This is a genomic window from Bacillus sp. RC242 (assembly GCF_044908245.1).
GTDB lineage: Bacteria > Bacillota > Bacilli > Bacillales > Bacillaceae_G > Bacillus_A > Bacillus_A mycoides.
In genome coordinates this window covers 242,565-252,692 of record NZ_JBIYCZ010000007.1, presented here as the reverse complement: position 1 = coordinate 252,692, position 10,128 = coordinate 242,565, and the positions used below count along the sequence as shown (strand labels likewise).

Below are 10,128 nucleotides of genomic sequence, written 5' to 3'. Positions count from 1 at the left end.
AAGGCGATGAATACATTTACAAAATGACAAAACTGTAAGAATACACGAATGTTTGTAAGAAAGTTCGATGTTTTCCTTTTTCTTTTTTTATTATACCATTACTAGCTTGCTGCCGAAAAAATTTTTCCTTGTTGTAAAAGCATCACCCTTTTACCGAGAAAAATTTATTCTTTGAAACTAGCATACTTACAAATACCGAATACAACATGTCCAAACATTTAATATTTGTACACGAAGATTTCGAAAGCATTAGTCTCCCATTTAGAGGTGAGGTACTCAACTTTATTTTTATAGAATTTTTTACCATTTTAATCTTGACTCTTACATATAATCAGTTATACTGATTATATGTAAGAGTGATTATTTTAGAGGTGATTATTTTTGTATAAAATATTAGATTCATTTGGGTTCCTTACAGGAAAAGTAGAACAACTATTGGAATTAGATTTTGCTGAAAAATTAACCCCTTATAACATTAACGCAAAACAATATGGTGTCTTAATGAAAATTGATGAAAAACCAAACCTTTCCCAAAAGGAAATCGCAGAAGAATTACAGATAGACCGCACAACGATGGTTGATTTTATTGACCACTTAGAAACATTACACTATTTAATTCGCACAAAAAATCCACAAGATAGAAGATCATATTGTATTCAAATTACAGACAAAGGTAAAGAAGTGCTAGAAAGTTGCTGGGAATTATTATGTCGATCGGAGATGGATATTTTATCTCCTTTAGACAAAGAAGAACAACTTTTCTTTAAAACATGTTTATTAAAAATTTTAAAACATAGAGAGGAATGATAAATATGCAGGAAATAGAATTTTTTAAAGGTCGCATTGCTTCTACTTTTAGTCCAATGGATTATGTACAAGCTCAAAAAAATAATCCTGACCAGTATGTATTAGTCGATGTGAGAAATGGTCCAGCCGTATTAAGAAAAGAAAAAATAACAGGTGCATTAGAAATCTCGCAACTTGAATTAGAAAAACGTATAGCAGAATTGCCAAAAGATAAAATGATTGTTTTATATTGCTGGGATGTATGGTGTAATACAGCGGCAAAATCTGCTGTATTACTCTTAGAAAATGGGTATACCGTAAAAGAACTTGCTGGCGGAATTGCCGCTTGGAAAACAATGAACTTTCCAACTACCGCTTTATCTTTAGAAGAAAATACGGATTCATCGTGTGGGTGTTAGAAAAATGACTCCAACGAATTACTGGATTGGTGTTGCTTCAAGAGATCATGTGTTACAAGGAGCTGAAGGTGGATTCGCCCAGCTTTGTCACGGGAAATCTTCTCCTTTGAAAAAAATGAAAGCAGGAGATTGGATTATTTATTATTCTCCTAGATATCATCTTCAAGAAGCAAATCCCTGTCAAATGTTCACGGCAATCGGAAAAGTAGTGGATGATTATGTTTATGAATTTGATATGGGGAATGGGTTCGTTCCATTTCGTAGAAATATCGATTTTTGTCCTTGTACAGAAGTGAATATTCACCCTCTTATCAATAAACTATCTTTTATTCAAGATAAACAAAGATGGGGTTATCCATTTCGATATGGGCATCTTAAAATAAATAAAGAAGACTTTATATTGATAGCAAAAGAGATTGGCATTGAAGAGATTGAATTCCATTAGTTCTTGCAAACAACATTCCTTTTCGTTTGTTACAAAAAGCTATGACGCAACAGCCATCTATATTTCAATGGCTGTTGCGTTTATAAAAAATCCATTAACTTTCTTATGTAGAAAACATCATGTAAAAAAAATATAACAAATATCATAACAATTTTGTAAAAAGAAACCTCTCATAGCATAAAGGTTATATAACATCTACACGAAAATAAGTTTTATGCAGGGGAAGCTCTCTCTGATCATTCTAATTTTTTCTATTTCCTTCTTGCTCCTACAACATACTTCCCTTACTTATTCCCAAAATCCCTATCAAACTTTGAAAAATACATACCAGATTCTTTCACCCCAAAACCGAAGCCAAAAAGTATAATGCACCTTTGCGCCGAGGTTGTTAAAATCCAAATTTTCTTTATTTGTAAACAAAAAGAAAAATCTTATATATCATAAGTTCTTGTCCTGCTTTTAAAAAAATCGCTCGGTAAAGAAGTAGTAGTGGTATAGTGAAAAAGAAGAACGAAATATTCTCTTATGTAGGAAAGGAAGATAATAATGATTGATTTATTAAATAAATGGATGTTAGAAAGTACAGGCAATTTCAATATCGTTGTAGGACTTACAGCACTTCTATTTTTGGGTTCAGTAATTGCACTTATTATTATTTATAAAAAAATTGGTAAACCAGATGAAAGAACAAATGCTATTTATTTAAAAATTACTTCTCGTATGTTTACTACTCAAATTCTAATGAATGCTATATTTATTTCTTTAGTTGGTAAAGATATTGAGAACTTCCGTCAAATCTTTATATTATTTGAAGCTTTTGTATTCTTTATTGGAGCTATTTATTCGTTTAAATTACATAGACAGGAATATAAATAATTCACTTATAAGAAACAATAAAAAAACAGTAGTGTATAAAATCACTACTGTTTTTTATTGTTCATTTTCAAATGTAAACTTTTTGATATTAGTTTACTTTCAATACAATTGTTAACTAAATATTTTTTAACAAAGTGGATTAATTTTCCCTATCCCTCGTGAATCTCTTTAATGCTTTTTCCTTCTAAAAATGCATGCCCTGTTTTAATTTTTTCTACTGTTTCAAATCCATACTTTTCATACACTTTTTCTACTTTTTCGTTAATTGGAATCACCCAAAGATTATCTAGTCCTCTATGCATTACTTCACTTTGAATAAAATGAATAAGTTCACCTATTAACCCTTTACCTCTAAACTTTTCAATTGTAGCTACACTTTCCATACGGGCCTGTTTTTCATGTTCAAAAATACAAGCAATGGAACATGCTATTCCATTGTATCTAAGTAGATAGTGAGTGAATGCTGGATGCTGGAATTCTTCTTGAAAAGCTTTTTTTCTAACTTCACCTCCCCCAAACTCCTTTATATTACATTCAATATCTAAAGCTTCTTCAAAATTTAATTTAGATACCTTTTCAATAGTAACTTTTTCATTTTTATCTTTTTTAGTTAATTTCTTATTCCATAATTGGACTGGACTTATTAATTCTTCAAATCCAAAATTCTTTATTTGTAATTCAGAAATCAGTTTTTCTTGCATATCTAAGTTGTATATATAAAATCTAGGCACTATATTTTTAGTCTTATAGAAATGAACTACTTCATCTACTATCATTTGCGGATTTAAACTTACTACACTTACATGTGCATGATTTGCATCATAATAATATGGGTTACTTTCATTACAAAATATAGAACCCCATGATTTCTCTATTCGGCTAGTAAAGGTTTCAAGATATGCAAAATCAAGCTCAAGAACATTTTTTAAACTAGTCATACGATATTCCCTCTTCTCTATTTATCTCTTCAATATCTTTTGTACTTTATTATACATTTAAATATTTTAATTTTCAGTATTTTAGTTCGAAATATATCCCAGACCCTTCAAATCCTCACAAACATTGACCTCACGTAAAATACCCGTAATTAAAAAAGAAAAAGCTAGATTCATGCTAGCTTTTTTACATAATTCTCGAAAGCGGAAGTTAAAAGTATTAATTTGAAACAAAGATGTACCGTTTCAATTCCTTTTTATTTCGCTCTTTATGTGATATATTTATCGCATAAAGAGCGAAATACATCACAAAGGAGACTTTATATGAAAAATAAACTAGCTTACTTGGGATTTATTGGATTTCTAGGGTTTTTAGGTCCTCTTTCATTTTTAGGTGAAACTTCATTTACATATTACTTTTTCGCTTTCTTTTCCTTCTTTTTATATGCAAAAGTTATACCAGATGAACTTTTTATCCTGAATGTTCGCATTGCTGCCACAAAGGCATTTTTCGTAGCATTAGTATCGGGTGTTTTACTAATCTTAAGTATTGTTATTTTTGCAGATGTACATGTAATTCGATTATTCGTTGTACTTGCAGTTGTAATACCGTTAGGAACTTTTGTAATTAATTTAGAAATATTTGAACGTAGAGAAAAGAAAGGGATGCAGGATGACGCTGATTACTCGGATGAAAGAATATAGGGTAAAGCTAAATATGTCCCAAGGAGATTTAGCTAATAAGGTTGGAGTTAGAAGAGAAACAATTGGTAATCTCGAAAACGGAAAATATAACCCTTCATTAAAATTGGCTTACGCTATTGCAAAAGTTTTAAGAGCACCTATTGAAGTGTTATTTTGGTTTGAAGACTAGTTTAATTCTAGTACAAGTGAATACAAGAGAAAAAATGATGAATATTCTATTCATGCTCGGTTAACATAACGTCTCATTATCAGTAGCAAGGACAAGGAGGAATCTTCCCTTACAAGGGAACCTCCTTTCTTTGTTCTATCGACCTATGCATTTTTTTATACATTCCTATCCTGGCACGGTTTTAGGGTTCTTTTTTGTTGTTGGATAAATAAAAAACTGTATTAAATCTTGCATGCTCCTAGATGTCACTATATATGAACACTACGTATTTGAATTTCTCAATGACCAACATTACTTAACGTGGTAAAATAGTATTCGGATGGAAATCCAATGTTATTAAAATTAAAGTGGTTATCAAGTCGGAGGAAGGCACCTTAGGGTGTCTTTTCTTTTTAAAATATATAAGCGCAACTATCCCTTTCCTAATAGAGGCCTTCCCTCATGCCTCCTTACAGGGAGAATGATAAGGCTTTTTATATTTACCCAATTACCGAGCTCTCAAATGTTTTAAATAGTCACAATACATGTATTGCTTCAATAACATATGATCATTCTTAATGAATATCATTGAAATTTACCAATAGGTGTTAGTGCAGTAAAATAAATTGTGTTATGATGTGAGCAAATATAAAGCTATCTAACGGAGGGATTCACATGCCGCATGTTGTGTTTCGTGGAATTACTACTGAACAATTAAAACGCATAAGCAAGCCATTAGTAGAAGAGCTAGCAGAGATTTGTGAGTGTGGTACGGATAATTTTACGTTTGAACTACCAAGTTCTACGTTTGTATTCAATGGAGAAGAAATAGTAGCATTTCCTCTTATTGAAGTGAAATGGTTCGAGCGTGGACAGGAAATTCGTGATCGATTTGCCAAGGCCATTACTACATATGTAATGGATTTTGGACTTCCAGAAGTAGAGGTTGTATTTACGGTTTTCACAGAATCAGCGTATTATATAAACGGGAAGCATTGTGCAAGTTAGAGCTATTTGAAAGATTTTTGTAACATTATTATGGGTAGAACCACATTGACATCAAGCTAAGAAAAGCGAATATCCAAAATAAAAAAATGAACTCAATTCTCATAGACAACTAACTGTGAAGAGATAAAATTTTTGTTTTAGGGGACATCAAAATATTAGCTTGATGGGTTGGGGGCTACCCCTTTATGTAAAAAACGGTAAAAACAAAAACTGGAATTTATTGTTTTAGTTAATTCAACAAGCACGAATATCATCACATTCAGTATCTATATAGTCTAACTCTACAAATTGCACATCTTTTTGGCGATTTAACAACTCTTTTTTATTCATATTGTTCCAATCATATACTTCTGCATGAGAAACTAAGCATTTTGCTTTCACAGTAGTTGTAATTCTCAGAAGTTGTTCTCTATCCTGCCATGTTGATATAAGACATGGCATCTCTAGCTCAATTAAAATTTTTTCTCCTACGGCAAAAGAATCCATTACACTGGGTGCATCTGATTCAAAAATTTCACTTTCTGTTGTTTTTGAAATGACTTCTGCCCAATCAACTAAATAGTCAATACCTTTTAGCATAATGGGAAGCTGCTCTATCATTTCAACTTTTTGTGTTATAACCTCCCATAATAAGGTTTCTGCTAAAATATCAATCTTTTCTTGTTCCAATATTAAATTCCCTCCTTAATCGACGAAACAAAGAAATATTTTCTATATTTTATTATGAATTGATCTTTGAAAGAAAAATAAATAAATGCTCTATACAATTCTATTTAACATAACGCCTTATTATCGATAGCAAGAAAAAAGTGGATCCCTCCTCTAATAAGGCATCCACCTATTCATTATGTGTTTCTATACTTGTTTTGTTCTCTTTGCTATTACAAACTTCAAAAAAGCCACAAATAGCACGAAAAGCGGTATTATTTGAATAAAGAAAAATCCTTTCCAAAAATAAAATGGATTATTATATGTAAATTCTGTTGCCGCCTCATTTGTATAAGAAACAAACGAACCAACCAAACAAGATATTGGAAGTATGAGTATATTTATCGCTAAACAAACCATTATCAATGATATATTTTTATTCTTAATTTTTGGTGAACCAGCCTTGATAAATAAAAATGTTGCAGTGCCGAATATTAGAAAAAGTGGTATCACATAAAAAATCCCCATAATATCCCTCCATGATTTTGATTGTACCATCAGCAAAGACAATTTTGTACAAATTCGCATAAATAGGGTATTCATGTGATGTTAACAAAACGTCTCGTTATCGGTAGCATCGAAAAGGGGAACCATATTCTCACAGAGGAACCTTCTTTTTTGTGCTATGGATCTATGTATTTTTTATACATCCCTATCCTAGCGCGGTTTTAGAGTTCTCGTTTGTTACTGAATTAGTCGAAAATCCGTATAAAAATTTGCATACTCTTAACCTGGTAATTTTCTGAAAACTTCAAGATATCCCTCACATGAAATCTCCTTTTCTACAGAAATAATAGGGTTGATGTAAAATACTGGTCATGTTATTCAATAAATGGGCTAGATTATAGAGTGATTTTATTAATTGTTTCGTTAAGATAGTGAAGAAGTGTATTTAAATCAACGTGGCAATTTAGTTGGATTTAAGTGTAATAATATTATTAAAATTCAAGAAATGTAGGGTGAAAAATGAAGAGTATTAAAAGATTGATTCAAGTCATCTTAGTAAGTACATCAATCTTAATTCTTAGTGGATGTTTCTCTAATTTCTCTAAAGATGATTTGAATCAACCAATACAAAAATATTTAAAAACAAACTATGGAATACAAGGTGGGTTTTCTGTTGTTGAGACAGATAATTATTGGTTTCAAGGGGTTGACCATCAAACTTATGTAGAAATGAAAAAGCCATATCGTGCTTATCCGTTTCTAATGATTGAAAGAGGTACTTGGAAAATTTTAAATGATGACAGTGACGATATCTATCTTGAACAATTCAAGGGTGCATATATTGAGCAACATCCAGAAGTAGTTCAAGTAATTGAACAAATCATAAAAAAATATGGATTAGTGAAATATCCTAATAAATTTATTTCGGTAGAGAATGGTCCTGTTTATATATTTCCTTACGACAACCTTGAGTTTAATATAATTTATTCTCAAGAACTACTTGATGATTTTAAAAAGACCCAAAAGATAGATACTACTAAACTTTTACCTACATTAATACCAAGTGACCCCCGACGTGAAAATTATAATGTCAGGTATTTAGGTGTAGTAAATTTTCTATTTAAATTTGACATGTCTAAAACTATCCCAAAGGCCCAAGATCTAATTGAGGACTTTCAAAAAAGTGGAGTATTAACAAAAGGGATATACAACATAGATATGTTAGTAGATGATTCAAATGGGGGATCGGAATATAATAATGTAGCTTTGTTTGAAGTTGATGAAAATGGTAAATACACTATAATTGCTTCTCCTAAATACGGTGAGTTAGAGAACACTTACTTTTATGGTGATTACGCAGCTAAAAAAAAATATAAAATAGAACTTTAGGTTGAATTATCACAAAGAATTATAGACTTAATTCAGTAGCATGTAGTCTATTAAAAAGTACAATCTTTTCTTAAAACATTATAGAAACAACTATATTTTAACCCCGTCCTAAAATTAGAACGGGGTTATGCTTGTTTTTGGTTTTAAAAATTTAGTAGATTTATTGTCCTTTTACACTTTAAATTGGAAATTTCTGTATTACAAATAAAAAGGATCCGATATGAGTATCAGATCCTTTTTCTCTTAGTATACTTATTTCACTGCCTCTTTCAATTCTTTTCCAGCTTTAAATGCAGGTGCCTTTGAGGCAGCAATTTGCATTTCTTCACCTGTCTGCGGGTTACGACCTGTTCGTGCAGATCTTTCACGTACTTCAAATGTACCGAATCCAAGAATCTGTACTTTCTCTTCATTTGCAAGAGCTGTTGTTATAGCGTCTAATACAGCTTGTGTCGCTGTCGCAGCATCTTTTTGCGTAAGTTCTGCTTTATCGGCAACTGCTTTTGTTAATTCTGTTTTATTCATTTTCTGCACCTCTTTATATGTAATTAGGGATTATTATAACGTTCCTATACTCCTAGTGCAATTATTAATAACATATAAAGAAAGCACCACATCACCACCGAGCAATGAAAAACAAATAGTCCAAAACGAAAATATAAGCCGTGTTTTTCAAAACTACATGGAATCTTCATCCTGGTTTATAATAAAATTCTTAAGTTGATGGGAATGGATTAAGACTTCGAAATATCATGCTTTCGTATCAAATAAGAAACATTAAATGGACTTTAAATTTAATTCGCAGGATATCTCTTTTTTACAAGATCTTCGATGTTAATTGCTTTTTTGATTTCTTCTGATGATAACCAGGAAATATAATTTGTTCCATTCTTATTGGTTAAATAGATGTTATATTTTTTATTATATAGTTCTTCCTTAAGGATTGTGGTTACCTTGATCAAATCCTCAACTAAAGGTGGCTTGTATTCTAATTCATTACTAATGGTATTAATAACTAAATTCACCTTATATGTCGGCCCATCGCCATCAAGCATATTTGAATAAGTAATACCTTCAATTGCAAAACGATCGTTTTGAATTTCATGTAATCTTTCTTCTACTTTTGTTTGAGTTTTAATCCAATTTTCCAAATAAATATCAATGGCATTGTTCATTGTTTTTTTCATTGCTAGTAACAGTTCTTCTTTTGTTATCTTTTTTTGCACATCTTTAAAAGGTTCACCTAAAGATTCACCAGTATGATCCTTAATTTCAATCTCTGCTATCTTTTTATTATTCTCCTGAATGAGTTGAAATAGAGCATATAAACGATCTAATTCTACTGAATCCAATTGGCTAAAGTCAATCTCGTTACTCATTTGCAAAGTTAATAATAATTCATTAGTTGGTTTTCCTTCATCTGGATCTTTATTATCTAAAATATATTGAAGAGCATTTTCCGTTTCAGATTCCACGTAGCCTAATTTTTTCATTTCTTCTAGAGTTGGTTTAAACTTCTTATATTCCTCATATGTTTTTTTTCCATATTGGTATTCATCACCTACTGGATTTGAATAGAGGAGACCTTGTACCTTTACTCGGAATTTTAGATATTCGTTATTTTTTTCTTGCACAGTATGGTAGGTATTACCACCATTATTTTCATTTATCGAGCTCCAATCTGTTACAACAACATCAATACCGTGTTTTTCTTTTATATATTCTTGTATCTCAGCTCCATTTTCTTGATTACAACCACTTAGACATAAGAAACATAATACTAGCAATATTACATGTTTCAAACTTTTCATATAAGCACTCCCTACGTAAGATTTATTCTTGAATGTGCAGCACACTGCAAAACCTTCTTTTCCTTAGTCGTATACTTTAACTTTTATATAGTTTGATTCTTAAATCATTTAAGTTCCTGACGTTTCCAACTATATTGCTTGAAGCATTACTGTCTTAAAATATTTAACTTATTTGTTTTAAGGTCTTTCTCAATTCTATATGCATATGGTTCATTGGGCTCATATCTAAAACGTGCATTCTTACCATAATATCTATTTTACTATAAAATCCGGTTCTATTATTAAAATTTCCCTTTTTTGTTTTTTGTTTCCTAGTATAGATGTTCCTTCTACTTCAATGAGGGAGGATTTATGGAAAGACATTATACAATCTCAAATTATGCATTATATATAAGAAGAAAAAATATGACTCAAACCATAACATGATAAAAATCATATATATGCATAATTA

Annotated in this window: 13 protein-coding genes; 8 read left to right on the top strand and 5 right to left on the bottom strand. The window is 30.8% G+C overall.

The window, feature by feature from the left end; all coding sequences use genetic code 11:
* The first annotated feature begins 381 nt into the window (after positions 1–381).
* From ABH957_RS16180 to ABH957_RS16165, 4 genes are all read left to right on the top strand, one after another.
* Positions 382–807, top strand: coding sequence for a MarR family winged helix-turn-helix transcriptional regulator (locus ABH957_RS16180; RefSeq protein ID WP_404511780.1), 426 nt, complete (start codon positions 382–384; stop codon positions 805–807).
* Between the two features lie 5 nt (positions 808–812).
* Positions 813–1,205: a rhodanese-like domain-containing protein gene (locus ABH957_RS16175; protein WP_404511778.1), complete on the top strand. Its 393-nt coding sequence runs from the start codon at positions 813–815 to the stop codon at positions 1,203–1,205.
* A 4-nt stretch (positions 1,206–1,209) separates the two neighbouring features.
* Positions 1,210–1,650 carry an EVE domain-containing protein gene (locus tag ABH957_RS16170; protein ID WP_404511776.1) on the top strand — a complete coding sequence of 147 codons (441 nt, stop codon included), beginning with the start codon at positions 1,210–1,212 and terminating at the stop codon, positions 1,648–1,650.
* A gap of 546 nt (positions 1,651–2,196) precedes the next feature.
* Positions 2,197–2,526 (top strand): 6-aminohexanoate hydrolase, encoded by a 330-nt coding sequence (locus ABH957_RS16165; protein WP_404511774.1) that lies wholly within the window; start codon positions 2,197–2,199, stop codon positions 2,524–2,526.
* A 149-nt stretch (positions 2,527–2,675) separates the two neighbouring features.
* Here ABH957_RS16165 and ABH957_RS16160 read toward each other — a convergent pair whose 3' ends face one another.
* A complete protein-coding gene (locus ABH957_RS16160) occupies positions 2,676–3,464 on the bottom strand; it encodes a GNAT family N-acetyltransferase (RefSeq protein ID WP_404511772.1) in 789 nt (262 codons plus the stop codon).
* Positions 3,465–3,785: 321 nt separating this feature from the next.
* Between ABH957_RS16160 and ABH957_RS16155 the strand changes: the two genes are divergently transcribed.
* From ABH957_RS16155 to ABH957_RS16145, 3 genes are all read left to right on the top strand, one after another.
* Positions 3,786–4,166 carry a DUF3796 domain-containing protein gene (locus ABH957_RS16155; protein WP_404511770.1) on the top strand — a complete coding sequence of 127 codons (381 nt, stop codon included), beginning with the start codon at positions 3,786–3,788 and terminating at the stop codon, positions 4,164–4,166.
* The gene (locus ABH957_RS16150) at positions 4,135–4,335 is read left to right on the top strand and encodes a helix-turn-helix transcriptional regulator (RefSeq protein WP_404511768.1); all 201 of its coding nucleotides are present in this window, start codon (positions 4,135–4,137) and stop codon (positions 4,333–4,335) included. Before ABH957_RS16155 ends, ABH957_RS16150 begins: the two co-directional genes overlap by 32 nt.
* A gap of 654 nt (positions 4,336–4,989) precedes the next feature.
* Positions 4,990–5,322 (top strand): DUF1904 family protein, encoded by a 333-nt coding sequence (locus ABH957_RS16145; RefSeq protein ID WP_404511766.1) that lies wholly within the window; start codon positions 4,990–4,992, stop codon positions 5,320–5,322.
* Between the two features lie 234 nt (positions 5,323–5,556).
* Here the strand turns inward: ABH957_RS16145 and ABH957_RS16140 are convergent, their stop codons facing one another.
* Both ABH957_RS16140 and ABH957_RS16135 read right to left on the bottom strand, forming a co-directional pair.
* Positions 5,557–5,991 (bottom strand): hypothetical protein, encoded by a 435-nt coding sequence (locus ABH957_RS16140; protein ID WP_404511764.1) that lies wholly within the window; start codon positions 5,989–5,991, stop codon positions 5,557–5,559.
* Positions 5,992–6,177: 186 nt separating this feature from the next.
* Positions 6,178–6,498 carry a hypothetical protein gene (locus ABH957_RS16135; protein WP_404511762.1) on the bottom strand — a complete coding sequence of 107 codons (321 nt, stop codon included), beginning with the start codon at positions 6,496–6,498 and terminating at the stop codon, positions 6,178–6,180.
* 498 nt (positions 6,499–6,996) lie between these two features.
* Here ABH957_RS16135 and ABH957_RS16130 point away from each other — a divergent pair, with 498 nt between their 5' ends.
* Positions 6,997–7,866, top strand: coding sequence for a hypothetical protein (locus tag ABH957_RS16130; protein ID WP_404511760.1), 870 nt, complete (start codon positions 6,997–6,999; stop codon positions 7,864–7,866).
* Positions 7,867–8,118: 252 nt separating this feature from the next.
* Here the strand turns inward: ABH957_RS16130 and ABH957_RS16125 are convergent, their stop codons facing one another.
* Together ABH957_RS16125 and ABH957_RS16120 are read right to left on the bottom strand one after the other, a co-directional pair.
* Entirely contained in the window at positions 8,119–8,391 is a 273-nt protein-coding gene (locus ABH957_RS16125; protein ID WP_002190102.1) for an HU family DNA-binding protein, read from the bottom strand.
* Positions 8,392–8,660: 269 nt separating this feature from the next.
* Complete coding sequence (locus tag ABH957_RS16120; protein WP_404511758.1) at positions 8,661–9,677, bottom strand: hypothetical protein; 1,017 nt, start codon at positions 9,675–9,677, stop codon at positions 8,661–8,663.
* Between the last annotated feature and the right edge of the window lie 451 nt (positions 9,678–10,128).

Bases quoted from the DNA above. Each gene is read 5' to 3' on its own strand.
- ABH957_RS16160 (WP_404511772.1), bottom strand. From the start codon at position 3,464: ATGACTAGTTTAAAAAATGTTCTTGAGCTTGATTTTGCATATCTTGAA.
- ABH957_RS16155 (WP_404511770.1), top strand. From the start codon at position 3,786: ATGAAAAATAAACTAGCTTACTTGGGATTTATTGGATTTCTAGGGTTT.
- ABH957_RS16135 (WP_404511762.1), bottom strand. From the start codon at position 6,498: ATGGGGATTTTTTATGTGATACCACTTTTTCTAATATTCGGCACTGCA.
- ABH957_RS16120 (WP_404511758.1), bottom strand. From the start codon at position 9,677: ATGAAAAGTTTGAAACATGTAATATTGCTAGTATTATGTTTCTTATGT.
- ABH957_RS16150 (WP_404511768.1), top strand. From the start codon at position 4,135: ATGACGCTGATTACTCGGATGAAAGAATATAGGGTAAAGCTAAATATG.
- ABH957_RS16125 (WP_002190102.1), bottom strand. From the start codon at position 8,391: ATGAATAAAACAGAATTAACAAAAGCAGTTGCCGATAAAGCAGAACTT.
- ABH957_RS16145 (WP_404511766.1), top strand. From the start codon at position 4,990: ATGCCGCATGTTGTGTTTCGTGGAATTACTACTGAACAATTAAAACGC.
- ABH957_RS16170 (WP_404511776.1), top strand. From the start codon at position 1,210: ATGACTCCAACGAATTACTGGATTGGTGTTGCTTCAAGAGATCATGTG.
- ABH957_RS16175 (WP_404511778.1), top strand. From the start codon at position 813: ATGCAGGAAATAGAATTTTTTAAAGGTCGCATTGCTTCTACTTTTAGT.
- ABH957_RS16130 (WP_404511760.1), top strand. From the start codon at position 6,997: ATGAAGAGTATTAAAAGATTGATTCAAGTCATCTTAGTAAGTACATCA.
- ABH957_RS16165 (WP_404511774.1), top strand. From the start codon at position 2,197: ATGATTGATTTATTAAATAAATGGATGTTAGAAAGTACAGGCAATTTC.